This is a genomic window from Amycolatopsis magusensis (genome assembly GCF_017875555.1).
GTDB classification, from domain to species: Bacteria; Actinomycetota; Actinomycetes; order Mycobacteriales; family Pseudonocardiaceae; genus Amycolatopsis; species Amycolatopsis magusensis.
The window spans coordinates 6,354,851-6,381,302 of sequence record NZ_JAGGMS010000001.1; the positions used below are offsets into that span (position 1 = coordinate 6,354,851).

Sequence of the window (26,452 nt, forward strand, 5' to 3'; positions counted from 1 at the left end):
GCTTGGTTCAGCATCGAATTCGCCTGCTCCCCGTCGGCGGTCACCTATCCGGCGACCGATTTCCGGAATCTTTGCCACTGTTCGGAAGAATACGAAAGCATCGACCGCCCCTTGCCTGGGAAAGACCCGTCGCCGCGGCACGGCGGCATGTTTCGGTTACATTTCCGAGGTTAGGAACGGGTCATGGCCAAGTCAACCCAAACCCACACACCCGGGTCGAAGCGGGGCTAATCTCGTGGTGCCGTACCACTGACCGCCCGAGCGGTGGGCGGACCACACCACCGGGGTACGGTTGGTGAAATCCCGTCCTACCAGTTGCGGGCGCGCAGGGCCCCGGCCAGCTCGGTGCGCCGCCGCACCCCGAGCTTGCGGTAGGAGTTCGTCAGGTGCTTCTCCACCGCCCGCACGCTGACCTCGAGCGACCGGGCGATCTCCTGGTTGGTGGCCCCGTCCGCGGCCAGCTCCACCACCCGCCGCTCGGCCCTGGTCAGGGTGCCCGCACCGGCGCGGCGCTCCCCCACCCGGCGGGCCCAGCGTTCGGCCACCGGATCGCCGCAGTCCGCGGCGACCTCGCGCGCCCGGCCCAGGTGCTCCCCGGCCTCGTCCGGTTCGGTCTCCCGCAGCCGCTGCCCCAGCCGGACCAGCGACCTGGCCAGTTCGGAGCGATTGGCCGAGGTCTCCAGCACGTCCACGGCCTCGCGCAGCAACGCCAGCCCGGCGGCACCGGGGGTCAGGTCCCCGGCCACCCTGGTGGCCCGCCCGATCGCGGCCGCGGCACCCCACTCGTGCGCCCGCAGCCGCTCCTGTTCGGCCAGTTCCCGGGCCGCCGCGGTGTCGCCGAGGCGTTTCTGCAGCGTGGCCGCGAACAGCCGCCACGAGAACAGGCCCGGATTGCGCCACCCGGCGCGTTCGAGCTGCCAGCCGATGTCCATGGTGAACGCCAGCGCCGACTCGCGGTCACCGTGCAGCGCGGCGGCGGTGCCGCGCAACAACCCCAGCACCGCGCTGACCAGGACGTTCGTGCCCTCTTCCGGCGGCTCGGCGAGCAGCCGCCGGATCAGTTCGCCGTCACGGGTGGTCACCGCGGTCAGGGACAGGGGCACCAGCATCGTGGTGCCGGTGCGCGCCCAGTCCGGCGGCGGGCCGGCCAGCACCCGGTGGGCGATCTCGCCCGCCTCGGTCAGCCTGCCGCGGTTGAGCGCGACCAGCGCCCGTTCGGCGTCGATCAGGTCGCGTTCGGTGGTGGTGCCGTTGTCCTGGCACTGTTCGAACGCGCTGTCCAGCCAGGGCGCCAGCTCGGCCACCGAGTCGGCCGCGCACAGGGTGTCCACCAGCAGCGGGAGCACGCCGTGCACGTGCGCGGGCGTGGCGGGTTCCCGGCGGAGGATGCGGGCGCCGAGCCCGCCCACCTCGGCGGCGGTCGACCCGGCGACCTTGGTGGTGGCGAACAGCAGGACGGTCAGCAGCTCGCGTTCGGCGGGGGTGGCCACCGCCGGGTCCGGACCGAAGCCGCGCAGCCGCCACGCCGAGGCCATCAGCTCGGCGGGGTCCGCCGAACCGACGTGGCGTGCCCTGGCCTCCAGGTGCAGCGCGAGTTCACGGTCGCCGCCTCTCAGTTCACCGGGCGCGCCCAGCTGCGTGACCACCTCGTCGAGCTGGTCACGCACGTCCGGTGGTGCGTCCGCGAACAGCGCCGGGGAGAGCCGGACCAGCGCGGCGGCGCGGTCCTGGGGCGAGCTCAGCAGCGCGGTGGCCTGTGCCACGTGCCGGACCGAGGCGGCGCGGTCGGCCCCGACCTCGGCGGTCGCCAGCGCGACGTAGGCGGCCGCACGGTCGTTGTCGTCCAGGGTGTCGTCCAGCAGCAACCGGCGCAGGTACCGGACGGCGTCCTCCGGCGCACCCCGCCGCACGGCCGCGTCGGCGGCGCTGCGCAGGGCTTCGGCGGCCCAGGGCAACCGCACCGACAGCACGCCGAGCAGGCGTTCGGCCACCTGTTCCGCCGGACGGCCGCCGAGGTGCAGTTCCTCGGCCGCCCGCACGTGCGCCCGTTCGCGGTCTTCGACGGTCATCGACTCGTCGAGCGCGTCCCGGACCAGCGCGTGCGCGAATCGCGGAGTCCCCGCCTCCAGCAGGCCGAACCGGGTGAGCGTGCGGGACGCCAGCTCGCAGGCCACCTCGTCGAGCCCGGTCAGGCGCCCGATGAGGTCGAGGTCGGCGTGCTCACCGAGCACGGTGATCGCCTTGGCCACCTCCCACACCGGCTTAGGCTGCGTGCGCAGGCAGGTCAGCAGCCAGTCGCGCAACCGGACCGGCCGGGCCGCGTGCACGCGGGCGCGGTTCGCCGCGACCGGCGCGATCTCCTCGGCGGCCAGGTCGTCGAGCACGGCGGTCAGGAACATCGGGTTGCCGCCGGTGACCTCGAGGCAGGCGGCGGAGAACCCCTCGTCGGCCTCGGTCCCGTTCCGCCAGTTGACCAGGCCCAGCACCGCGCCGGCGGAGAGCAGGCGCGGCCGCACGGTGGTGGTCGCGGCCTCGGCGAGCTGGCGGACCAGCGGTTCGTCGGCCAGCACGTCACCTTCGCGGACCGAGCACACCAGCAGGACCGGCAGGTGCTGCACGCGTTGCGCCAGGTGCGCCAGCCAGCGCAGCGAGGGTTCGTCGGCGAAGTGCACGTCGTCGGCGAGCACCAGCAGCGGACCGCGCTCGGCGGAGATGTTGGCCAGTAGCGCGTCGAGCCCGGCGAGCAGCTGGCGGTGCGGGATGTCCCGCCGGATCAGGCCGTTGGCGGGCATGCCGTCCCCGTGCCGGGCGCTGACCCTGGCGGCGGCCCCGGTCAGCCAGCTGTCGCGGACCGGTTCGGACACGCTGAACAGCACCGGGTTGAGCAGCTGGCCGATCACCCCGCAGGTGAACTCGCGTTCGAGCCGGGCGCCACCGGCCCGCAGCACGGTCATCCGCTCGCGCTGGGCGAGTGGGGGCAGAGCCCGCAGCAGCGCCGACTTGCCCGCCCCCGGCGGCCCGCTGACCAGCAGCACCGACCCCGTGCCGTCCCTGGCGGCGCGGGCGGCCGCCTCGGCGACGGCCAGTTCGCCTTCGCGTTCGAGCAACGGCGGCCGCCGCACGGCGGTCGACCCGGTCATGACGGACTCAGCACGATCTCGCCCAACCCCTTCACCCGCTCCACATAACCGGGTTCGCCCCACCTTTCCGCCAGCGAGCGCTCCTCGAGCACCAGCCTCTTCGCCTCCTCCGGACGGCCACAGGCCTGCTGCGCGATCCCGGCGAGCACCCGCCAGGACAGCAGCACCGGGTTCACCCACTGCCTGGCGAGCATCCGGCGCCCGCTCTCCAGGAACAGTTCCAGCGCGTCCGCCGGCGCGCCGTCGGCCAGGCGCACCAGCCCGGAGGCGAACAGCGCCTGCGCGCCGCCCATGCTGTGCTCCACCCCCGGCGGCAGCGGCTCGTCCACGCACCGGCGGGCCTCGTCGGGACGGCCGCGCTGCAGGTGCAGGGTCACCGTCAGCGCCCTGGCGTGCCCGGCCACCATCGGGTGCCAGCCCGGTTCGGGCAGTTCCTGCGCCATCCAGTCGAAGTACTGGGCGGCTTCGTCCCAGCGCTCCCGCACCAGCGCCACCGAGCCGCGGGTGAGCATGGCCCACACCGCCGCCGCCCGCATCCCGCGGCGGCGGGCTTCGACCACCAGCGCGTCGAGGCTCCTCTCCGCCTCCTCCGCCGCGCCACCCAGCATCAGCACCGCGCAGGCGAGCAGGCGGGGACTGACCGGGTGGTCCGACCGGCGGGGCACGTCGAGCGAGGTCCTGGCCAGCGTCAGCGCCCGGTCCCGGTCCTGGCCGCGGACCGCGAGGAGCCAGGCCGCCACCCCCGCGCTCGCCGGGGTGTCCGGCGGTTCGCCGGGCACCGGCGCCGTGCCGAAGGTGTACTCGTCCAGTTCCGGGATGGTTTCCTCGGCGAGCCGGCACATCGCGGCCAGCATGCCGCGCTCGTCCTCGGGGAGGCTCTTCATCCTGGCCGCGGCCGTGAGCGTGCGGCGGGCCACGGACGGGCGCCCCTGGGAGACCAGCATGTCCGCCGCACGCAGGCGCAGTTCCGGGGACACGTGGCTGCCGCCGAGCAGCACCCGCACCAGCCGCCGATCGCTGGCCTCCGGCGCGGTGACCGATTCGACCCCGGCGAGTTCGACCATCAGCCGGGCCTTGGCCGCCTCCGACGAGGGTTCCCGCAGCGCGCGTTCCAGCAGGCGGGCCGCGTCCTCGTGGGCGCGCTGGGCATGCAGCCGCCGGGCTTCGCCGTAGAGCAGCCGTTCGACCCCGGCAGAACCGGCGGGCGCGCTGAGCGCGACCCTGGCCAGGAACGCGGGTTCGGCACCGGCCCGCAGGCCCAGCGCGAGCACCCGGCGGAACAGCTCGGCCCGTTCTTCGGTCGGCATCCCGGCCAGCACCCGTTCGACGACCACCGGTTCGGTGAACCGGACCGGGTTCGCGGGCCCGCCGTCGTCGGCGAGACCGAGCCGCCGCAGCAGCCCGGCCGCCCTGGCCGCGACCGCGGGCGGCAGGCCGGACACCGCGCAGACCAGCTGCCAGTCGAAGTCGTCCCCGCAGACCGCCGCGGTCCTGGCCAGCGCGGTCGGTTCGGGCGCGAGCACCCGCATCACCCGGCCCACCCAGTCGCCCCTGGCCTCGGCCGCGCCGGTGGTGAGATCGGGGGCGCCCGCGTGCAGGGCCGCCCGCACCACCGACGGCACGCCGCGGGTCACCAGCCGCACCTCCGCCGCGGTGTCGCGGTCGGCCGGGTGCTCCTGGCCCAGCGCGAGCAGGCGCCGGATCCCTTCGGTGCTCAGCAAGCCGAGCCGCAGCACGTGCCGCGGAGCCTCGTGCACGGTCGCCTCGGCGCCGAATTCGGCGAGCGATTCGGCGGGCATGCCGAGTTCGTTCACCGCGACCACGACCAGCAACGGACCCCAGTTCAACCGGCGCAGCATGGCCCGCAGCCACAGCCATGACCGGTCGTCCATCCACTGGGCGTCGTCGAGCACCAGCATCAGCGGGCACTGCCTGGCGGCGGCCACGAAGTCCTCGCAGAGCGCGGCCACCGAGGTCGGCGAACCGCCGCCGAACCCGGCGGGCAGGCCCGAGGCGAAGGCGCCGACCACGTCGTTGCCCGCGCCCGGATCACCCGGCGCGTGCGGGACCCCGGCCGCGTGCAGCACGCGCACGTCCTCACCGGCGGCGACCGCCATCGCCTGGCGCAGCAACGCGGTACGCCCCACCCCCGGCGGACCGCTGACCTGCACGTACGCCGAGCGGCCCGCGGCGAGGCCGGTCACCGCCGAGGTCAGCACCTCGAGTTCGGCCTCCCGATCGACCAGCGGCAACTCCCGGGGCACGAGCCCGGGTACCGCACCTGCGGGGGCTCGGCTCACGCGCCCAACCCCTCGGACCGCGCGCGCAGCGCGGCGGGGAGTTCGTCCCGCAGTCCGATCCGCAGCTTCCGGTACACGCTCGACAGGTGGGTCTCCACCGTGCGCAGGGAGACGAAGAGGCGGTCGGCGATCTCGCGGTTGCTCTCCCCCGCCGCCGCCAGCTCGGCCACGCGCAACTCGCTGCCGCTGAGCGCACCGAGCCGCCGCGCGTCGAGCAGCGTGTGCATCCGCCCGCCCGCCGAGACCAGCAGTTCCCTGGCGACCGAGCCCAGCGCGAGGTACCCGGACTGGGTCGCCACGTCGATGGCGCGGCGCAGGTGCGCCCGGGCGCCCTTGGTGTCGTCGGCGGCCAGCAGCGCGCGGCCGAACAGGAACTCGGCCCTGGCCTGGCTCAGCGGCGCGGGCGCGGCGGCGAGGCGGTCGGCCGCCTCGGCCAGCACGTCCAGCGAACGGCGTCCCTTCGCGGCCACCCCGGCCGCCAGCAACGCCAGCCCGGCGCTTTCGTCGGTCTGCCAGTCCCGCGCGGTCTGCTCGCCGTACTCGGCCAGCTCGGCGGCCTCGTCCTGCCTGCCCAGTTCGGCGAGCAGGCAGGCGGCCTCCAGCCACCACGGCACGAAGACCGGGTTGCGCACCCCGGCCTCGGCCAGGCGTTTCCCGCAGTCGAAGAGGACGGCCAGCGCGCTCGCGTGGTCACCGCGCAGCCGCAGCACCTCGGCCGAGACCAGCACGGCCTGCGGGTACATCCAGCCGAAGTGCGGCCAGCGCGTGCGGACCAGCAACGCTTCCGCCCGGTCCGGCTGCCCCATCTTGACCAGCACCGAGGCCAGCCGCACCGAGGGCACCACCGCCTCGGCGACCATGCCCTCGAGTTCGGCGGCGCCGTGCATGGCGGACTGGGCGTCCGTGGCGGCGTCCGGCAGTTCGCCGAGGCCTTCGAGCACGGTCGCCCGTGCCGCAAGCGCCGTCCGGCTCACCGGCCCGCCCGCGGTCTTGAGCAGGCGGTTCAGCGCGCTCAGCGCCTCGTCCGGTTCACCGGCATAGGTCAGCGCGGTCGCCGCGGCGATGATCGGCGGCGGGTAGCGCGACGGCAGGCCTTGCACGAGGGCGCGGCGGGCCTGGGCGGCGACCGCGGCGGCGTCCCGGCCGCCGAGCATGGTGGTGTAGGCGGCGAGCCCGCCCTGCACGCGGCTCCCGTGGGAACTGCCGCCGACCCGGCCCGGTTCCGGCAGCCGCGCCAGCACGTCGGCGGTGGTGGCTTCTTCGCTCAGCCCCACGGTGGTCAGCGCGACCTGGATCCGCCCGCGTAGTTCGTGATCGCCCTCGTCGGCCCACCCGCCGCGTTTCGCGTCGAACTCGGTGAGCATGCGGTCCAGCACGTCGAAGGCTTCGGGGGCCCGGCGGGCGGCGAGCGCGGCGGCGCCGAACAGGTGCGCGAGCCGGGCGCGGACGCGGACGTCGGAAATCCGGTCGAGAGCCCGGCCGAGGAAGGCCATCGCCGCCGCCGGATCGGTGCCGACCACGGTCTCGGCCAGGCGCACCACGGTCTCCGCGTCGTCCGGCGCCCAGTCCAGCACCCGGGACAGGTACCGCACCGCCGCGTCCGGGTCCACCTCGCGCACCGCGGTGGCCGCCTGGCACAGCAGGCGGTGCATCCACGGCTCCCGCAGCTCGGGCAACGCCATCAGCAGGTGTGCGACCTTCGCCGCGGGCACCCCCTGGTCGGTCAGGACGGCCGCGGCGTGCCGGCGGAGCCGGACCACCACCCCGTCGGGCACCTGGGCGAGTGCGGCGCGGCCGAACTCCGGGTGGGCCACCGCCTCCGACTCCGGCCGCAGGTGCCCGTCCTGGCGCAGGAGTTCCAGCGCACCGGCGACCAGCGGGCCGGGCAGCGCGCAGAGGACCGGCAGTGCCGCGGGCTCGGGGGCACCGGCCTCACTCAGCACGGTCAGCGCCCGGAAGACCGCGCCGACCTCCGGCGGCCGCTGGTCCAGGTATTCGCGCGCCACGCTGGCGAGCAGCCGTTCCCCGGCCGCGACCACCCGCGGTACGGCGGCCGCGTCCGGCCGGACACCGCGCGCGGCCAGTTCGTCCAGCAGGCGGCGCAGCAGGCGGGGGTTCCCGGCGGACAGCCGTGCGCAGGCACCGGCGAAACCGCCGTCCGGCACCGCACCGAGCGCCCGCACCACGGCCCGCCGCACGTCCGTTTCCGGCAGCGGCTCCAGTCGCAGGGTCACCGCCTCGTGCTCGGCGGCCAGTCCGGTGACCGGCCCGGTGTCCCCGGCCCGCAGCGCCAGCACCACCAGCAGCGGGCGCCCGGTGGACCGGCGCAGGATGAAGTCCAGCCACTGCAAGGAGTCCTCGTCGGCCACGGCGGCTTCGTCGACCAGGACGACCAGCGGGCCCCGGTCATACGCCCGCATCACCGGGCACATCAGGTCGCTCAGCAGGGTGAACCGGTCGGTGATCGGCTCGCTCAGCGACTGGAGTTCCTTGTCGTCGAGCGGCTCGAACAGGTCACGGACGAGGTCGTACGCCTGCCCGGTCTTCCTCGCGACGGCCGCCAGCACGGTGCCTTCGGCGGCCAGCGCCCGGTGGACGGCGTCGAGCAGGCTGGTCTTCCCGGTGCCCGCGTCCCCGCGCAGCAGCACCAGCGAGGGGCCGAGCGGGTCGCGGGCGGCGGCGGTGAGGAAGCCGAGTTCGGCCGCGCGTCCGGTCAGCTCGGGCAGCTGGGCCGCAGTACCGGTACCGCGAGTCGCCACGACAGGCCTCCGTCAACCAACACAAACCAACATCCGGTAACTCAAACGACATTACCGAATACGCAGGCGCGCGGGGCACACGGAAACCAAGAGAACAGCTAGAATTTTCGGCTTGCGTGAAATTGATTCACATTGCTGCCACGGCGAAGACCGTGGCGAGCAGGACAACCACCGAAAGGAGCATTCCGGCCCGCGGGTCGTGCGGCACGGAGAGCAGCCGGGTGCCCGGCCGGGCCCGCAGCGACGGAATCCGCTCCACCACGGCGACCCGGACCTTGGCGAACACCGCGGGGAGCACCGGCAGGCAGATCACCACCGCGAGCACCGGAATCGTGGGGGAACCGGCCGGAACCGCGGTCACCACGTGGTGCACGGCCAGGTGCAGCGTCGCGGTGGAGACGATCACCGCGGCCCCGGCGAGCCGCACCGGCTGACCGGTGGTGGTCACCTGGCGGTTCGCCAGCAGGTGCCGGGCGTGGGGCCGCGAAGCCAGTTTCCGCAACCGGCGGCGGTCCTGGCGCAGCATCGACAGCGCCTGGTCCAGTCCAATCGCCGCGCCGATGGCGAAGAGCAGCAGGCCGGTCGCGGCACCGGTGTGCGCCACCTGCGAAAGCACCAGGGAAGCCCCGGCCGCGGCAGCTGTCGGCGCCCACAGCTGGCGGGGTGTCGCCCCCGCCAGCAGCACGGCGGCGAAGCCGAGCAGCAGGATCAGTGAGGCGGCGGGAAGATCGAACAATTCCGGGGCCATCCGGTGCTCCGTTTCCGCGTTTCCGGTCGCTCGTACCCCATTGATGCTGGTGGAAAGCGGTGCGGGGGTCAGCCCGGAGCACCCCCGGAAGCCGGGTGGGGACAACCCCACCATCGCCTGCCTTGATCCGCGAAACGCGGAAAAGGCCTCCGCGAAACGCCGAAATGGGGCTCCCGCGACGACCGGCGTCGCGAGAGCCCCATTTTGTGACAGTGTTTTATTACGTCGTCTGCCTACCGCGAAAGAGAACGAACTCCCGGACTGGCCGCGGCGAGCACGGTCAGCGCCGCCATCACCCCCGCGACGGTCAGCACGGAACCGGTGACCCCGAGCGTGGCCAGGGCGAACCCGCCGAGCAGCGAACCGAAGGCGAGCGGCCCGTAGGCCAGCAGCGTGGCCACACTGGTCACCCGGCCACGCAGGTGGTCCGGCACGATCCGCACCAGGTAGGCGCTCACCGCCACGGTCCACACCGCGCCGATGTAGGACATCAGGCCGTACACCGCGCCGAGCGCCACCGGGTTGCTCGCGGCCAGCAGCGTGGTCGGCACCAGCAGCGCCCACAGCGCGTTCGCGCCGATCACCAGTGCGGGCAAGGAGATCCGGCGGATCCAGAAGGTGGCCCCGAGCGCGCCGAGCACCCCGCCGATCCCGCTGACCGCCGAGACCACCGCGGCCACGGTCTGCGAACCGCCGTCCTCGCGGACGATCACCAGCACGCTGAGCATCAGGACCTGGAACAACAGGTTGCTGACCGCGATGAGCCCGGCCGCGGCCCGCGCGAAGCGGTGCCCGGCCATCCACCGCAGCCCTTCCATCAACGCCGCCAGCGGCTTCTGCGGTTCCGCCGGTCCCGCGTCGGCCTGCAGCGGCTTCTTGATCATCAGCACCGTGCCGAGCGAGAAGGCGTGCAGCACGGCGGTGGCCAGGAACGGGAACCACTGCGTCACCGCGGTGAGCACGCCGGCGCCGGGCTGGCCGAGCAGCCCGGCCGCCTGTTCCCTGGCTTCGTTGCGCGACATCGCCGTGGTCAGGTGCTGTTCCGGGACCACGCTGGGCAGTGCCGCCCGCTCGGCGATCCGGTACACCACGGTGAACGCGCCCTCGACGAAGGCCACCACCGCCAGGTGCCACAGGTTCAGCCCGGCGAAGATCATCCCCACCGGGATGCTGCCGACCGCGACCAGCCGCGCCAGGTCGCAGATGATCATCAGCTTCCGGCGGTCGAAGCGGTCCACCGCGACCCCGGCCGGCAACTGCACCAGCAGGTAGGGCAACTGCGCGGCGAAGGCGACCAGCCCGGCCGCGGCCGCGGACCCGGTGGCCCACAACACGATCAGCGGATAGGCGAAGGCGCTCAGCCGCGAGCCGAGGAAGGACAGCCCGGCGCCGGACCACAGCAGCAGGAAGTCCCGGTTGCCGCGCAGTCCCCGGTCGGGAACGGTGGCGGTCATCGGGCGGGGGTTTCGACGTCGGCGCCGCCGCACCACTCCAGCACCGCCATCGCGCTGTGCAGCTTGTGCTGCGCCTGGCGGAAGGCCAGGCTCATCGGGCCGTCCAGCACCTCGGCGGTCACCTCCTCGCCGCGGTGGGCGGGCAGGTCGTGCAGGAAGACCGCGTGCGGATTGGCGTCCCAGAACCCGGCGTGCACGGCGAACGGCGCGAAGGTCTCACGCCAGCTTTCGTCGGCCTTCGTGGTGCCGGTGGTCTGCCACCGCGTGGTGTAGACGGCGTCGAACCCGCCGGGCAGCACGTCCATGTCGTGCCGTTCGACGATCGACGAGCCGTAGCGGGCCGCCTGCTCGGCCGCGGTGTCCGCGATCGGCTTCGCCAGGCCGTACCCCGGTGGCGTGCGCAGTTCGAGCACGGCGCCGGGGTACCGGGTCAGCCCGAGCGCCAGCGCGGCCGCGCTGTTGTTGCCCTCGCCCATGTAGAGCACGCGCAGGCCGCTGATCCGGCCGAAGTGGCAGAACAGCGTGGTGAGGTCGGCCAGCCCCTGGGTCGGGTGCTCCTCGACGTTCATCGCGTTGATCACCGGCATGCCGTGCCCGGCCAGCTGCCCCAGCGACTCGGCGGGCAGCGTGGTCCGGGCGACGAGCAGGTCCAGCATCGAGGCGAGCACGCGGCCGGTGTCGGCGAGCGTCTCACCGGTGTTGGTCTGCAGGTCACCGGGCCCGTAGGTGAGCAGCCGGGCGCCGAGGCGCAGCGCGCCGCTGGAGAACGCGGTGCGCGTGCGGGTCGAGGTCTTCTCGAAGTAGACGCCCACGACGGCACCTTCGAGCGGGGCCCCCGGTTTCACCCCGGCGGCGTGGGCGGCGCCGCGGCGCACCAGGTACTCCAGGTCCTCCTCGGCGAGGTCGTTGAGGGACAGCAGGTTCCTGGCGAGCTTGGCCGGGGTCGCGATCAACTCGGTCATCGGGTCCCTCCATCGGACATCAGCGTCTGGATCAGCGCGGCCAGCTCCCCGGCCCGCCGCGGCCGCAGGGCTTCTTCGTGCTCACCGGCCATCCGGTGCACGGTCAGCCCGCCACCGGCCAGTTCGCGCCAGTGGTTCAGGTATTCGGGATAGGACAGCCCGCGGAGAACGCCGTGCCGTTCCTCGGCGCACTCGTCGGTGATCACCAGCCGGATCGGCGTGCCGGCGGCCGGGTAGCGGTAGGTGTACATCGCCTCGGTCAGCGCCCGTGCCCGGTACACCTGGCGGCGCATGGTCTCCAGGTCGGCGGTGTCGGCGGACAGCCCGGCCAGCCGCAGCAGCGACTGGACCTCGCCGGAGGGCTCCAGGTCCGGCTGCGCGCACAGTTCGGCGAGCCGGTCGGTGAGCACGTCGCTGGTGACCACCTCGGGCGAAACCGCCGGATCGCCGATCGGGTCGATCAGGATCAACGCGGACGCCGGGGTACGGGCATCCGCCAGCCGGCGCGCCATCTCCCACGCCAGCGTCGCCCCCGAGGACCAGCCCAGCAGCGCGAACCGGCCTTCGGGCTGCAGCTCGCTTAGGTAGCGGGCGGCGAGCGCGGTCAGGTCGACCGGCTCCTCCCCCACCCCGTCCGGCGCTTCGAACGCGGCCACCGAACGGCCCATCCGGTCGGCCAGCGGCAGGAACCAGTGCGCGCTGCCGCCCTGCGGGTGCACGCAGTACAGCGGCGGGCTGGTGTCCCTGGTGCGCAGCCAGGCCAGTGCCCGCCCGCTGTCCCCGGACGAGGATTCCAGCCGCGCGGCCAGCGCCTCGATCGTGCGGGTCTCGAACACGTCGCGCACCGAGACGGTGAACCCGGCCGAGCGCAGGCCGGCGACCACGGTCAGCGTGCGGATCGAATCCCCGCCCACGGCGAAGAAGTCGTCGGTCACGCCGATCCCGGCCACGCCGAGCACCGAACCCCAGACCTCGGCGATCCGCCGCTCGGTCGCGGTCCGCGGGGCCACCGCTGGTTCCTCGGCCAGCTGCGAGCGGTCCGGGTCGGGCAGGGCCTTGCGGTCGACCTTCCCGTTGGCGGTCAACGGAAGCGCGTCGAGCACGAGCAGCGCCGAGGGCACCAGGTGCTCCGGCACGGTCTTGGCGAGTTCGGCGCGCACGGCCTCCCGGTCGGCCTCGCCGACCAGGTAGCCGATGAGCCGTCCGCCCGCGGCTTTCGCCGCCGCGTCCCGCACCCCGGGCACCGCCCGCAGCGCGGCCTCGACCTCGCCGAGTTCCACCCGCTGCCCGCGGATCTTGACCTGGTTGTCGCGGCGGCCGATGAACTCCAGTTGCCCGTCGGGCCGGTACCGCACGCGGTCGCCGGTCCGGTAGAGCAGGCCCTCGCCGGTGAACGGGTCCGGCACGAACGCCTGCGCGGTCCGCTCGGGGTCGCCGAGGTAGCCGTGCCCGACGCCCTCACCGCCGACGTACAGCTCACCGGGTACGCCGATCGGCGCCGGGCGGCGGTGGCCGTCGAGCACGTACAGCCGGGTGTTCCGGATCGCCCGGCCGATCGGGACCAGCGCGGCGCCCTCGGGCAGGGGCTCGGTCAGCACGGCGTGCGTGACGTCGTCCGAGCACTCGGTGGGGCCGTAGGCGTTGACCATCGGGATGCTCCGGAACCGGGCGAACCAGCGGGTGCACAGCTCCGGCGGCAGCGCCTCACCGGTCACCACCAGCCAGCGCAGCGCGCCCAGCGGCGGTACCGGGGCACCGGAGTCCCAGTCGTCCAGTGCCGCCCGCAGCAGCGAGGGCACCACCTCCAGCACGCTGATCCCCTCGGCCTCGACCGTGCCGAACAACGCGGCGGGGTCGGCGGCGCAGGCGGGGGTGACCACCCGCACCCGCCCCCCGGTCAGCAGCGCGGCCAGCATCTGCCAGATCGACACGTCGAAGGTCAGCGGCGCGTTCTGCACCACCGAATCGGTGCCGGTCAGCGTCAGGTCCTCGACCTTGGAGAGCAGGTGGTTGACCATGCCGCGGCGGTGCACCATCGCGCCCTTGGGCGCACCGGTCGAACCGGAGGTGTAGAGCACGTACGCGAGGTCGTGCTCGCCGCCGCGCGGCGGCAGCAGTTCCCGGTGTTCTTCGTCGCCGAGCAGGACGATCCGCGCGCCGGTCTTCGCCGCCGCCCGTTCCGCGTGCCCGGCGTGTTCCGGGGTCACCAGGACGAACCGCGCGCCGCTGTCGGTCAGCAGCCGTTCGCTGCGAGCCTCGGGGGCGGCGGTGTCCAGCGGGATGTACGCCGCGCCCGCACCCAGCACACCGAGCACCGCGGTGACGAACCGCGCGCCGGGATCGGCCAGCACGGCGACCAGACTGCCTGGTCCGGCATCGGCGAGCTGCCCGGAAATCGCGCTCGCCCGGCCGACGAGTTGTCCGTAGGTCAGGGTTTCGCGGTCGTCGCTCACGGCCACGGCGTCCGGCTGCCGCCCGGCCACCGCCCGCACCCGCTCGACGACGCCTTCGCTGTCGAGTGGCTTTTCCGTGTGGTTCCAGGCGTTGAGCACCAGTTCGCGCTCACCGGCGGGCAGGCAGGTCTCGCGGGCGTCGGCGCCCGGGTCAGCGACCATGGCCTCCAGGACCGCGCGGAACATGGCGATCAGCCGGTCGCCGTCGGCGCGGCGCACCACGTCGGTCCGGGCGTGCAGCATCAGCCGGTCGCCCATCACGCCCATGGTCAGCCCGAACTCGTTCGGGCTGTCGTCGATCACCGTCTCGCCGTCGACCAGGCCCAGGTCCATCACGTGGAAGTCCAGGTAGATGAAGAAGGTCTCGATCAGCCGGTCCGACGAACCGGCCGCACCCGCGTCGCGGTGCATCTCCGGCAGCGGGAAGCGGCGGTGGGGCCACAGCTCGACCTGACCGGCGTAGGTGGCCTGGATCAGCTCGCGCCAGGTCCCGGCCGACCGGTCGTACGGGAACGGCACGGTGTTGAGGTACATGCCGAACACGCGGTCGGCGCCGAGCAGTTCGGGCCGGGTGTCGCAGACCAGGCCGGTGCTGAACGCCTCCTGGTCGGTGAGCATGCTCATCACCTTGAGGTAGGCCGCGTGCCAGACCGCCTTGACGGACACGCCCAGCGAGGTGGCCAGCCCGCGCAGGCCGTCCACCAGGTCCGCGCAGGGCAGGTCGATCCGGTAGGGCAACCCCGGTTCGGGGTCGCGCCAGGCCTGGGGCAACTCCAATTTCGGTTGGCGCGCAACGAGTTCCCGCCAGTACTCGCGGTCCTCGGCCGAGTCGAGCGAGGCCAGTTCCGCGGCGATGAAGTCGGCATAGCGCACCTCGGGCAGCGCGGCCAGTTCCGGGTTGCGGCCGTCGCGCAGCTTGCCGTAGGCGGTCAGGATCTCCATCAGCAGCGAGTGGAAGCTCCAGCCCTCCAGCACGGCGTGGCATTCGGTGATGGAAATCCACCAGCCCTTTTCGACCACGTGCGCGAACACCCGGATCAGCGGCGGCCGCGCGAGGTCGAACAGGGCGGCGCGCTCGGCCGCGGTGAACTTGCGCAGCGCGGTCTGCTGCGCCTGTGCCTCCTGGCCACGAAGGTCACGCATGCCGACCGAAAGGGCCGCGTCGGTGTGCACGAGCTGCATCGGCACGGAGAACTCGTTGGCATGCAGCGAAGTCCGCAGGATCTCGTGCCGCTCGACCACCAGCGAAGCCGCGTCACGCAGGGCGTCGAAGTCGAACGGCTGCTCGTCCTTCACCTGGAACGAGCTGATGTTGTGGTAGATGTTGTCCGAGCCACCGGCCAGCATCTCCACCAGCATGCCGGTCTGCACCTGGGACATCGGGTAGGCGTCGGAGATCCCCGGCCCCACCAGTGCCCGGTCCTCCGCCGAGATCAGCTCGAACGGCTCGACCGGGGTGTCGATCGGCGCCGGTGCGGAACGCTCGTCGCAGTAGGCGGCCAGCTGGGCGACCGTGCGGTACTCGAAGATGTCGCGCACCGAGACGTCGAACCCGGCCGAGCGCAGCGCGCCGACCAGCGCCACCGCACGGATGGAGTCACCGCCGATCTCGAAGAACCCGTCGTGCACGCCGAGCGTGCCGGTGTCCAGGGTGTCCCGCCAGATCGAGGCCATCCGCGCCTCGGTCACCGTGCGCGGCGGCGTCACCTCACCGGCCGCGCGCACCGAGCCGGCGTCCGGCTCGGGCAGCGCCCGGCGGTCGAGTTTCCCGTTGGTGGTCAGGGGAATCCGGTCGAGCACCACGTACGCGGCCGGGATCATGTAGTCCGGCAGCGACTTCGCCACCAGCGCACGCAGTTCGCCGGGGTCCGGCGCCTCGGTCTCGTCCGCGACGAGGTAGGCCACCAGCCGCTTGTCGCCCGGGGTGTCCTCACGCAGCACGACGACCGCGTCACGCACGGCCGGGTGCTCGCCCAGCGCGGCGGCGATCTCCCCGAGCTCGATCCGGAACCCCCGCAGTTTGACCTGGTGGTCGATGCGGCCGAGGAACTCCAGGCTGCCGTCGGGCAGGCGCCGGGCCAGGTCGCCACTGCGGTAGAGGCGGTCGCCAGGAGCACCGAAGGGATCCGGCACGAACCGCTCGGCGGTCAGCTCCGGCCTGCCGAGGTACCCCCGGGCCACCCCGTGCCCGCCGACGTGCATCTCACCGGCCATCCCGGTGGGCACCAGGTTGCCGTGCCGGTCGAGCAGGTGGATCCGCTCGCCGTCGAGCGGGTGGCCGACCGGATTGCCCGCGCCCGGCTCCAGGTCCGCCTCGGTCAGCGCGTAGAAGGTGGAGTGCACGCAGGTTTCGGTGATGCCGTACATGTTGATCAGCGCGGGACGGCTCAGCCCGAAGCGCTGGACCCACGGCGCGAGTTCGCGTTGCTCCAGCTTCTCCCCCGCGAACACCACGGCGCTCAGCGCGAGGTCAGCCAGCCGTGGGTCGTCCGCCTCGGCGGCGGCGACCAGCGCGCGGAAAGCCGACGGCGTCTGCGACAGCACGGTGACCCGTTCGCGCACCAGCAGGTCGAAGAACTCCTCCGGCGACCGCGACACGGTGAACGGCACCACCACGAGCTTCCCGCCGTGCAGCAGCGCGCCCCACATCTCCCACACCGACACGTCGAAGGCGTAGGAGTGGAACATCGACCAGCTGTCGTCGGCGCCGAAACCGTAGTGCAGCTGGGCCGCGGTGAGCAGGCCGTGCACGTTGGCGTGGGTGACGCAGACGCCCTTCGGTTTCCCGGTCGAGCCGGAGGTGTAGATGACGTAGGCGAGGTTTTCCGGGCCGCTCCACGGTTCCGGCGTGGTGACCGGGGCGGCGTCGAGCGCCGCGGCGTCCTCGCCGTCCAGCACCACGATCCGTCCCTTGTGGACTTCCCGCACCAGGTCCAGGTGCGCCGACGTGGTAACCACCAGTGGCGCGGCGGCGTCCTCGAGCATGAACCGCAGGCGGTCGGCCGGGTAGGCCGGGTCGAGCGGCAGGTAGCCCGCGCCCGACTTGGTCACGCCCAGCAGCGTGGGCACCAGGTCGACCCCGCGGTCGAGGCAGACGCCGACCAGGGTTTCCGGGGCCGCGCCGAGTTCACGCAGGTGGTGGGCGAGCCGGTTCGACCAGCGGTCCAGTTCGGTGTAGCTCAACTCGGCGCCGTCGCAGGTGACCGCCACCGCGTCCGGGGTGCGGGCCGCCTGCTCGGCGAACACCTCGTGCAGGCAGCGCGAGACGGGGTCGGGCTCGGCCCGCCCGGCCTGGCGCACCAGCAGCGAGCGTTCGTCCGAGGGCAGCACGTCCAGCTCGTGCACGCCGGTGCGCGGGTCCGCCGCGATGCTTTCCAGCAGGCGCGAGTAGTGCTCGGCCAGCCGTCGCGCGGTGGCCTCGTCGAACAGGTCGGTGGCGTACTCGACGTGCCCGCCGATCGAGCCGTCGGGCAGCTCGGCCAGCCGCAGCGCCAGGTCGAACTTGGCCACCTGCCACTCCAGGTCCACGTACTCGGCCCGGACGCCGGCCAGCTCACCGCCGAGCACCGGCAGCGCGTGCAGGGTGAAGGCGACCTGGAACAGCGGGGTGATCGACATGTCCCGCTCGGGCTGCAGCTCGTCGACCAGCCTGCTGAACGGCACGGCCTGGCGGTCCAGCGCCTCCAGCACGGTGACCCGGTTGCGGGCCAGCATGTCCTCGAAGGACGGTTCACCGGCGATGCGCATGCGCAGGGCCAGGCTGTTCATCACGTAGCCGAGCAGGCCCTCGAGTTCGGGGTGGTTGCGGCCGGAGACCACGGTGCCGACGGTGACGTCGTCCTGGCCGGTGTAGCGGGCCAGCAGGCACTGGAAAGCGGTCAGCAGCACCATGAACGGGGTCGCGTCACCCGCCCTGGCCAGCTCGCGCAGCCGGTCGGCGGTGGCCACCGGGACGACCAGCGGCACGCTGGCGCCGCGCCAGCCGCGCACCGGCGGCCGCGGGTGGTCGGTCGGCAGTTCCAGGCGCGGCAGGTCGGCGAGCTGGTCGCGCCAGTACCACAGGTGCTGCTCCATGGCCTGGTCCGAGAAGAAGTCCCGCTGCCAGGCCGCGTAGTCGGCGTACTGCACCGCGGGCGGGGGCAGCGGTGACGGCCTGCCCGAGGAGAACGCCACGTACAGCGCGCCGAGTTCGTTCAGGAGCACCTCCTGCGACACCTCGTCCGAGGCGATGTGGTGGAACACCGCCAGCAGCAGATGGTCCTCCGCCCCGATGCGCAGCAGTATCAGCCGCAGCGGGTGCTCGCGCTCCAGGTCGAACGGCCGCAGCGCCTCTTCCTCGGCCCTGGCCAGTGCGGCGGCCTCGTCGGCCACCTCGATGTCCGTCCACTGTGGAGCGGCGGGCGGGTCGACGAGCTGGGCGGGTTCGTCACCGGCCAGCTCGTACCGCGTGCGCAGGATCTCGTGCCGGGCGACGAGTTCGGCCCACACCCGCTTCAGCGCGCCGGTGTCCAGCGGGCCGCGCAACCGCAGCGCCAGCGGCACCAGGTACTCCGGGCTGCCCGGGTCGAGCCGGTTGAGGAACCACTGCTGCCGCTGCCCGAACGACAACCGCAGCGGGGCGCTCCGGTCGGCGTGGCCGATCGAGAGCCGGTTGCCCGCGGCGCTGCCCGCCATCCGGCGGCGCACCAGTTCCTCGCGGTAGAGCTCGGTCTCCTGCATGGTCATCGCTGACCCTCCTCGCTGCGCGCGAGCACCTCGGCCGCGCTGAGTCCGTCGATCTCGGCCCTGATCAGCTCCGTCACGGCCTCGGCCAGCCCGGCCACGGTCGGCGCGTCGAACAGCGTGCGCATGCCGACCTCCACGTCGAACTCCTGCCGGAGCATGGACACCACCGTGGCGGCCGACATCGAATGCCCGCCGAGGTCGAAGAAGTTGTCGTGCACGCCGATCCGCCGGTCGAGCACCCGTGCCCAGATGGCGGCGATCCGGCGTTCGGCCACCGTGCGCGGTGCCTGCCCGGCCTGCTCGCCTTCGGCTCCGGTGTGGCCGGCGTCGGGTTCCGGCAGGGCGCGGCGGTCGACCTTGCCGTTGGCGTTCAGCGGCAGCGACTCCATCGGCACGAACAGGCTGGGGATTTCGTGCCGTGGCAGGGTTTCCGCCAGGAACGCGGCCAGCTCGGTGGCCCGGCCGACGTGGTAGGCCACCAGCTTCTGTCCGTTGAGGACGACCACGGCTTCACGCACGTCGGGGTGGGCCAGCAGCGCGGCTTCCACCGCGCCGAGCTCGACCCGGTACCCGCGCACCTTCACCTGGTTGTCGGCGCGGCCGCGGAACTCCACGGCCCCGCCGGGCAGCACCCGGCCCAGGTCGCCGGTGCGGTACAGCCGCCCGCCGGGCGGACCGTGCGGATCGGTCCGGAACTTCTCCGCGGTCAGCTCGGGCTTGCCGACGTAACCCCTGGCCACGCCGATGCCGCCGACGTAGATTTCGCCGACCACCCCGATCGGGACCGGGTTCAGGTTCTCGTCGAGCACGTACATGGTGGTGTTCGGGATCGGGTGCCCGATGGACAGGAACTCGGTCGAGCGCGCCCCGGCTTCGGGGAACAGCGCCGAGTTGCCCACGGTGATCTCGGTCGGGCCGTACTCCGCGGCGAACCGCGCGTCCGGACGGCCGGTCACCGCGCGCCAGCGCTCGGCGAGCGTGGCCGGGACCCAGTCGCCCGCCGCGCTGACCAGTTCCGCGAGCGGCACCGGCCCGGCGTCGGCGAGCTGGCCGAGCACCAGTTCCAGTTGCGCGGGCGCCAGCTTGATGAAGCTGAACGGGCCCGCGTCGGCCAGTGCCGGGCCGAGTTTGGTCAGGTCGAAGTCCTGCGGGAACAGGTGCACCTTCTGCCCGGTGAGCAGCGGGGTGTACAGGTTCGGCAGGCCGAGGTCGTAGGCGACCGAGGTGAACAGCGGCGCGCCGCCGGTGCCGTGCGCGGCGTACGCCCCGACCGTCCAGTCCAGGTAGTTCGCCAGCCCGCGGTGGGCCACCGCGACGCCCTTGGGCGTGCCGGTCGAGCCGGAGGTGTAGATCAGGTAGGCCAGCCGGTCGAGGCCGTCGCCGTCCGGTTCCTCCGGCGCGTCGGCGCGCTGGCCGGCCAGTTCCTCGCGGTCGACGTCGGCCAGCAGCCGCCCGCCGCCGAAGCCGGCGGCGTGCTCGGCCAGTTCCGAATCCGACACCAGCAGCCCGGCACCGGAGTCGTCGAGCATGTGCCGCACCCGGTCCGGCGGGAACGACGGGTCGAGCGGGACGTAGGCACCGCCCGCCTTCCACACCCCGAGCAGCGCGGCCACCAGCTCCGGCCCGCGGTCGAGCAGCACACCCACCACGGATTCCGCGGTGACCCCGCGCGAACGCAGCAGGTGCGCGAACCGGTTGGCTTCGCTTTCCAGTTCGCCGTAGGTGACGGTGCCGCCGTCGTGCACCAGCGCCACCGCTTCCGGCGTGCGCGCGGCCTGCTCGGCGATCGCCAGGTGCACCGGCCGGCTCGGCTGCTCGGCCGTGGTGTCGTTCCACGTCTTCAGCAGCAGTTCCCGCTCCGGCGCGGCGACCAGTTCGGCGGTGCCGATCGGCTCGTCCGGCGCGGTGGTCAGCGATTCGGCCAGCCGGACGAAGTTCGCGCCGAGCCGCTCGATGGTGGCCTGGTCGAACAACGCGGTCGCGTACTCCAGGATGCCGTCGAGCCTGCCGTCGGCGTGGGTGCGCATGATCAGCGTCAGGTCGGTCTTCGCGGTGCGCCAGATGGACCGCATGACGTCCGAGCCGACGACGTTGGTGTTGGCCTCGGCCAGGTCCGCGTCGTGCAGGTCGAAGATCACCTGGTAGACCGGCGTCCTGGCCAGGTCACGGCCGGGCTGGACCTCTTCGACCAGCCGCTCGAAGGGCACGTCGGCGTGCCCGAAGGCACCCACGCAGGCCTCCCGCACCCGGCCCAGCGCCTCGGTGAAGCTCAGCTCCGGGGTCAGGTTCGCCCGCAGCGCCAAGGAGTTCAGGAAGAAGCCGACCGCGGTTTCGGCCTCGGGCGCGGTCCGCCCGGCCACCGGCGTGCCGACCACCACGTCCCAGTCGCGGCTGTAGCGGGCGAGCAGCACGGTGAACACGGTCAGCAGCGACATGAACGGGGTCGCGCCCGCCTGCCGTCCCTGCTCCAGCAGCGAACCGGCGATCCCCGGCGGCAGGGTGAAGTCCAGTGCCGCGCCGTGGGAATCGCGTTCGGCGGCCCGCGGGCGGTCCACCGGCAGTTCGATCGGGTGCACGCCGTCCAGCGCGGCCCGCCAGTACGCCAGTTGTTCCTCCAGCAGCGTCCCGGTCAGCGCGCGCCGCTGGCGGATCGCGTGGTCGGCGTACTGCAGCGCGGGCGCGGGCAGGTCGGTTTCCCCGGCGCACAGCCGCTCGAACTCCTCGGCCAGCACCACCAGCGAACGGCCGTCCACCGCGATGTGGTGCGCGGTGAGCAGCAGCAGGCCGTCGAGGCCGGGCCGGTCGAGCAGCAGCGCGCGCCAGATCGGGCCCTCGGCCAGGTCGAACCCGCGCGAGAGCTCCGCGCGGAACAGTTCGTGCTTGGACGGCGCACCCTGGACCACCCGCAGTTCGACCTCGGCGGGCGGGTCGATCACCTGCCACGGCTCGTTGTCGTGCACCACGTACCGGGTGCGCAGCACCTCGTGGCGTTCGGCGAGGGCGTTCAGCGCCCGGCCGACCACTTCGCGCCCGGTACCGGCGGGCACGCGCAGGAACAGCGGCACCACGTATTCCTGGTGGCCCTGGCGCAGTTGCTCGAGGAACCACAGCCGTCGCTGGCCGAAGGACAGCGGCAGCCTGCCGTCCGGGCGCACCACCGGCTCCGGCGCCGCTTCGACGTCCTTTCTGGACAGAAGGGCGGCCTGGGCGCGGACGGTGGAGGCGGCGAAGAGGTGGCGGACCTCGATGCGCCTGCCGGTCTTCGCGCGCAGCCACTCGGCCAGCCGCGTGATCAGCAGGGAATGCCCGCCCAGCTGGAAGAAGTCGTCGTCGGCGCCGACGCGGTCCACCTCGAGCAGTTCCGCCCAGGCCTCGGCCACCACCCGCTCGGCGGGCGTGGCGGGCTCCTGGTAGCCGGGCCGCCCCGGCTGCTCGGTGAGTTCCATGGCCCGCAGCGCGGTGCGGTCCACCTTGCCGCTCGTGGTCAGCGGCAGCTCGGCCACCGGGACCACCAGCGTGGGCACCAGGTGCTCGGGCAGCCGTCCACGCAGGAAGGTGCGCAGCGCCGCGGGCTCGATGTCGCCGACGACGAACGCCGCCAGCCGCAGTTCGCCACCGCCACCGGCGGCGGGGACCGCGAGCACCGCGCCACCGCGCACCGCGGGGTGGGCGCGCAACGCGGCCTCCACCTCGCCGGGCTCGATCCGCACGCCGTTGACCTTGACCTGGTCGTCGAGGCGGCCGAGGTACTCGAGCATGCCGTCGGAACGCCAGCGGGCCCGGTCACCGGTGCGGTACAGCCGCGCGCCCGGTGCGCCCAGGGGGTCGGGCACGAACCGCTCGGCGGTCAGCTCCGGCTGGCCCGCGTACCCGAGGCCGACCCCGGCACCACCGAGGTACAGCTCCCCGGCCAGGCCGATCGGGGTGAGTTCGCCGTGCTCGTCCAGCACCACCACGTGGTCACCGCTGATCGGCGCGCCGATCGGCACCGGGCCGGTCTTCTGCTCGGGGTCGCAGCGGTAGGCGGTGGCGTCGATGGCGCATTCGGTGGGGCCGTAGGTGTTCCACAGCTCCACGTCGACCTTCGCCCAGACCTGCTGGCAGAGCTCGGCCTGCAACGCCTCCCCCGCGGAGAACAGCAGCCGCAGCGAGGTGCAGTCGGCCAGCCGGTCCTGCGCGACCAGCAGCCGCAGCACCGAGGGCACCACCTGCAGCACGGTCACCTCGTCGCGGATGACCGCCTCGATCATCGTCACCGGGTCGCGTTCGGCACCGGCCGGGGCCAGCACCACGGTGCCGCCGCTGACCAGCGGCGCGAAGATCTCCCAGCCCGCCGCGTCGAAGGAGAGCGAGGTCTTCTGCAGCACGCGGTCCCCGACGGACAGGCCGTGGGTCCGCACGGTCCAGTGCACCCGGTTGGCGATGCCGCCGTGGGTGACCACCACGCCCTTCGGCCGCCCGGTGGACCCCGAGGTGTAGATGACGTAGGCCGGGCTGTCCGGGGCGGTCGCGAGCCGCGGCAGCGCGGGCGCCTCACCCCCGGCAGCGGTCAGCCCGGCCACCGACTCGTCGGTCAGCACGATGCGGCAGCCGGTTTCCTCGACGATCCCGGCGATGCGGTCCTCGGGGTGGTCCGGATCCAGCGGCACGTACGCGCCACCCGCGCGCCACACCGCCACCAGCGCCACCACCAGGTCGATCCCCCGGCGCAGCCGCACACCGACGGTCTCGCCCGGCGCGCACCCCCGCTCGCGCAGCGCCGCGGCCACGTGCCCGGCGCGGCGGTCCAGCTCGGCGTAGGACACGCTGTCCCAGCCGTCGACCGCGGCGACCGCGCCCGGGGTGCGGGCGACCTGCAGGGCGAACGCGTCGTGCAGCAGCGTGGCGGTCATCGCGACGCCCCGGCTGTGCGCACGCTCAACGGCCGCAGGTCCTGCCACACCTCACCGATCCGGGCCAGGCACTCTTCGCGGGAGCCTTCGGTGCCCTCGGCGCGCCAGCCGGCGGGCAGCTCACGCCGCACGGGCCACAGGGAGTACTGCTCTTCGCTGTTCACCACGACCCGGTAGCGGGGGCCGTTGTCGCCGGGGTGAGTCATCGTGTTCCTCCATAGGAAGCGGCGGTGAGGTGGGGTTGGCCGGTGGCGAAGGCGAGGAGCCGGGCGCGCTCACCGTCGTCGAGCAGCGGCACGCCGGCCACCGGGCGTCCGGGGTCGTCGCGCGCCGCCCGGATCAGCAGGCGGTAGTGCTCGGCCAGCCGCGCGATCGTGCCGGGGTCGAACAGATCGGTGTCGTACTTGAGCGCGCACCGGATGGAGGCGCGGTCGCGGACCAGTTCCAGCGTCACGTCGAACTGGCCCTCCTGCTGCGGCACGTCGAAGCCGGAGAGCCGGAGCCCGGCGTAGTCGGCCGTGGTGCCGTGGCCACCGGCGGCCAGCGCGAACAGCGGCGCCTGCCTGCCGACGGTGACCGTGGTGGCCAGCGCCTGGAACAGCCCGGAGGTGCCGGACGCGCGGGGCAGGCCGAGCGCCTGGGGCAGCAGGGCGGACGGGTAGTCCACCCGGTCCATGCCCTCGCGCAGCTGCCCGCTGGTCTCGGCGACCACCTCGCGGAACGTCGAGCCCGGCCCGCAGCGGGTGCGCAGCGGGATCGAGTTCACGAAGTAGCCCGCCACGCCCAGGCGGTTGAGGCCCATGGTGGAGGTGGCCGCGCAGCCGATGAGGAAGTCGCGCTGGCCGGAGTAGCGGTGCAGCAGTGCCTGGAACAGCCCGATCAGGTAGCGCGCGGGCGTGGTGCGGTTCGCGCGGGACGCGGGCACCAGCCCGGCGACGATGTCCTCGGGCATCTGGAACACGTGCGTCGCGCCGCGCAGCCGCTGGTGTCCCGGCCGGGGCCGGTCCGTGGGCAGGTCGAGCACGGTCGGGGCGTCCTCGCACAGCGCCCGCCAGTACGCCGCCAGTTCGGCGGCGCGGGGCGAATCGAGCAGCCGCCGCTCCGCGGTCACGAAGTCGTCGTAGGTGGCTTTGACCGGGGCCCAGCCGGGGCTTCCGCCTTCGCGCATCGCCTGGTAGGCGTCGAGCAGGTCCTGGAGCACCAGCACCTGCGACGGGCCGTCCAGCGCGATGTGGTGGCTGACGAACACCAGCAGCGCGTCGTCGGGAGCCCGGCGCAGCAGCACCAGCCGGGCGGGAGCGCCCACGGGCAGCCGGAACGGGCGGGTCACCTCGGCCCGCACCAGCGTGGCCAGCACGTCTTCGCCGACCTCGCCGACGTCGCGTACTTCCAGGCCGAGCAGGCCGCCGTCGCTGACCACCCGCCGCGGCATCCCGTCGATCTCGGTGAAGGTCGAGCGCAGGACGTCGTGCCGGTGCGCGGTCAGCTGGACCGCGCGGGCGAGGGCGGGCACGTCGAGCCGGTTGTGCGTCCGGAGGGTGAAGACCACGTTGTAGGCGGAGCTGTCCGGCGCCATGCGGTTGATGAACCACAGCGCCTCCTGCCCCACCGACAAGGCGTGTTCCATCGCTCTTCCCCGTCCTGGTGCGGCGTCCTGGCCGGTGCGCGGCACCGGCCAGGACCCACGGGCGCACCGATCAGTTGTTGTTCGCGTTGTTGTTCACGTTGTTGTTGAAGTTGTTGTTGTTCATCGGGCTTCACCCCCTCTTCGCTCACGGGTGGGGATTGCCGAAGTGGTGCCGGGAACCGGGGGTCACCCGGCACGACCAACCTTGTCGGCGCCCGGTTCCGGCCACATCACCCATGTTGCTATCGGTTCACCCGCCCGCCCCGGGGTGACCACATGGGTGATGTGGGCCCCCGGCCGCGCCGCGATGCTCGCCGCAGGTGCTGTCACAGAAGGGAAGGGATTTCCAGATGACGCTGCTCGACAGTCGTGAACCCGAGGCCGGTGTCCCGATGTCGCACGAGCTGACCGAAGCCGACCGGCGGGCCGTGCGGGGGCTGGCCGTCGAGCTCGCCGACCCGGCGGGCCGGATCGACGACCCGGCGTGGGTCGACCGGGCGAGGGAGAGCGCGAGCCGGCTGCCCGCCGCGCTCGGTGCGGCCGTGCGCCGCTTCCGCCGCGATCCCGGGCGCGAAGGCGTGCTCCAGATCCGCGGGCTGCCCGTCGACGAACAGGACCTGCCGCCCACGCCGACCGTGCCCGGTTCGGTGCAGCACGAGCCCGCGGTCCCCGCGGCGGCGCTGGTGCTGACCAGTATGCAGCTGGGTGAAGTGGTCGCCTTCCGCCAGGAGAAGGGCGGCGCGCTGGTGCAGAACGTGGTGCCGGTGCCGGGGAAGGAGGACTTCCAGGGCAACGCCGGTTCGGTGCGGTTGAAGATGCATACCGAAAACGCGTTCCACCGCAACAGCCCGGACTACGTGATCCTGATGTGCCTGCGCAACGACCACGACAACGTAGCCGGGCTGCTGACCTCGTCGGTGCGGTGCGCGGTGGAGTTGCTGCCGGAGAAGACGCGCGAGGTGCTCGGGCAGCCGCGCTACATCACCTCTGCGCCGGGTTCGTTCGAAGGCGCCGAAACCCCGCTCCCGCGCCCGGTGCTCGACGGCGACCCGGACGACCCCGACATCCGGGTGGACTTCGCCAGCACCGACCCGCTGGACGTGACCGCCGCGAACGCGCTCGACCAGCTGCGCCAGGCGTTCGACTCGGTGCGCCGCACCTTCGTGCTGACCCCCGGCGATCTGGCCATCGTGGACAACCGCATCGCGGTGCACGGCCGGACGTCGTTCCGCCCCCGCTACGACGGCCGGGACCGCTGGCTGCAACGCACCTACGTGACCCTGGACGCGCGCCGCTCACGCCCCGCCCGCCCCGGCAACGGCAACGTCCTGAACTGAAGCCCCTTCGTGAGTGCATGAGGCCGGACCGACGACCTCACGCACTCACGAATCG

The 26,452-nt window shown here is 73.2% G+C and carries 11 protein-coding genes; 1 reads left to right on the forward strand and 10 read right to left on the reverse strand.

Annotation, left to right across the window (positions count from 1 at the left end; genetic code table 11):
* Nucleotides 1–308: 308 nt before the first annotated feature.
* The 10 genes from JOM49_RS28275 to JOM49_RS28320 all read right to left on the reverse strand — a co-directional run bounded on the left by JOM49_RS28275 (nt 309) and on the right by JOM49_RS28320 (nt 25,060).
* The gene (locus JOM49_RS28275; RefSeq protein ID WP_209667239.1) at nt 309–3,140 is read right to left on the reverse strand and encodes an ATP-binding protein; all 2,832 of its coding nucleotides are present in this window, start codon (nt 3,138–3,140) and stop codon (nt 309–311) included.
* Nucleotides 3,137–5,440 (reverse strand): AAA family ATPase, encoded by a 2,304-nt coding sequence (locus tag JOM49_RS28280; protein ID WP_209667240.1) that lies wholly within the window; start codon nt 5,438–5,440, stop codon nt 3,137–3,139. Before JOM49_RS28280 ends, JOM49_RS28275 begins: the two co-directional genes overlap by 4 nt.
* Nucleotides 5,437–8,199 carry a LuxR family transcriptional regulator gene (locus JOM49_RS28285; RefSeq protein WP_209667241.1) on the reverse strand — a complete coding sequence of 921 codons (2,763 nt, stop codon included), beginning with the start codon at nt 8,197–8,199 and terminating at the stop codon, nt 5,437–5,439. Before JOM49_RS28285 ends, JOM49_RS28280 begins: the two co-directional genes overlap by 4 nt.
* A 127-nt stretch (nt 8,200–8,326) precedes the next feature.
* On the reverse strand, nt 8,327–8,947 hold the full coding sequence (locus JOM49_RS28290) for an MMPL family transporter (RefSeq protein ID WP_209667242.1): 621 nt from the start codon (nt 8,945–8,947) through the stop codon (nt 8,327–8,329).
* A gap of 233 nt (nt 8,948–9,180) precedes the next feature.
* Entirely contained in the window at nt 9,181–10,401 is a 1,221-nt protein-coding gene (locus JOM49_RS28295) for an MFS transporter (RefSeq protein WP_209667243.1), read from the reverse strand.
* On the reverse strand, nt 10,398–11,363 hold the full coding sequence (locus JOM49_RS28300) for an ornithine carbamoyltransferase (RefSeq protein ID WP_209667244.1): 966 nt from the start codon (nt 11,361–11,363) through the stop codon (nt 10,398–10,400). The genes JOM49_RS28295 and JOM49_RS28300 overlap by 4 nt, the downstream gene beginning before the upstream one ends.
* Nucleotides 11,360–18,541 carry a non-ribosomal peptide synthetase gene (locus tag JOM49_RS28305; protein WP_209667245.1) on the reverse strand — a complete coding sequence of 2,394 codons (7,182 nt, stop codon included), beginning with the start codon at nt 18,539–18,541 and terminating at the stop codon, nt 11,360–11,362. Before JOM49_RS28305 ends, JOM49_RS28300 begins: the two co-directional genes overlap by 4 nt.
* A complete protein-coding gene (locus tag JOM49_RS28310) occupies nt 18,538–23,433 on the reverse strand; it encodes a non-ribosomal peptide synthetase (RefSeq protein ID WP_209667246.1) in 4,896 nt (1,631 codons plus the stop codon). The genes JOM49_RS28305 and JOM49_RS28310 overlap by 4 nt, the downstream gene beginning before the upstream one ends.
* Complete coding sequence (locus tag JOM49_RS28315) at nt 23,430–23,639, reverse strand: MbtH family protein (protein WP_209667247.1); 210 nt, start codon at nt 23,637–23,639, stop codon at nt 23,430–23,432. The genes JOM49_RS28310 and JOM49_RS28315 overlap by 4 nt, the downstream gene beginning before the upstream one ends.
* Nucleotides 23,636–25,060, reverse strand: coding sequence for a condensation domain-containing protein (locus tag JOM49_RS28320; protein WP_209667248.1), 1,425 nt, complete (start codon nt 25,058–25,060; stop codon nt 23,636–23,638). Before JOM49_RS28320 ends, JOM49_RS28315 begins: the two co-directional genes overlap by 4 nt.
* A 350-nt stretch (nt 25,061–25,410) precedes the next feature.
* On the opposite strand from JOM49_RS28320, the gene JOM49_RS28325 reads away from it, so the two are divergent.
* Nucleotides 25,411–26,397 (forward strand): TauD/TfdA family dioxygenase, encoded by a 987-nt coding sequence (locus JOM49_RS28325; RefSeq protein ID WP_209667249.1) that lies wholly within the window; start codon nt 25,411–25,413, stop codon nt 26,395–26,397.
* Nucleotides 26,398–26,452 lie beyond the last annotated feature (55 nt).

Excerpts from the sequence above, each read along its gene's own strand:
- JOM49_RS28295 (WP_209667243.1), bottom strand. The coding sequence starts at position 10,401 with ATGACCGCCACCGTTCCCGACCGGGGACTGCGCGGCAACCGGGACTTC.
- JOM49_RS28310 (WP_209667246.1), bottom strand. The coding sequence starts at position 23,433 with ATGACCGCCACGCTGCTGCACGACGCGTTCGCCCTGCAGGTCGCCCGC.
- JOM49_RS28275 (WP_209667239.1), bottom strand. The coding sequence starts at position 3,140 with ATGACCGGGTCGACCGCCGTGCGGCGGCCGCCGTTGCTCGAACGCGAA.
- JOM49_RS28300 (WP_209667244.1), bottom strand. The coding sequence starts at position 11,363 with ATGACCGAGTTGATCGCGACCCCGGCCAAGCTCGCCAGGAACCTGCTG.
- JOM49_RS28305 (WP_209667245.1), bottom strand. The coding sequence starts at position 18,541 with ATGACCATGCAGGAGACCGAGCTCTACCGCGAGGAACTGGTGCGCCGC.
- JOM49_RS28315 (WP_209667247.1), bottom strand. The coding sequence starts at position 23,639 with ATGACTCACCCCGGCGACAACGGCCCCCGCTACCGGGTCGTGGTGAAC.
- JOM49_RS28290 (WP_209667242.1), bottom strand. The coding sequence starts at position 8,947 with ATGGCCCCGGAATTGTTCGATCTTCCCGCCGCCTCACTGATCCTGCTG.
- JOM49_RS28325 (WP_209667249.1), top strand. The coding sequence starts at position 25,411 with ATGACGCTGCTCGACAGTCGTGAACCCGAGGCCGGTGTCCCGATGTCG.
- JOM49_RS28320 (WP_209667248.1), bottom strand. The coding sequence starts at position 25,060 with ATGGAACACGCCTTGTCGGTGGGGCAGGAGGCGCTGTGGTTCATCAAC.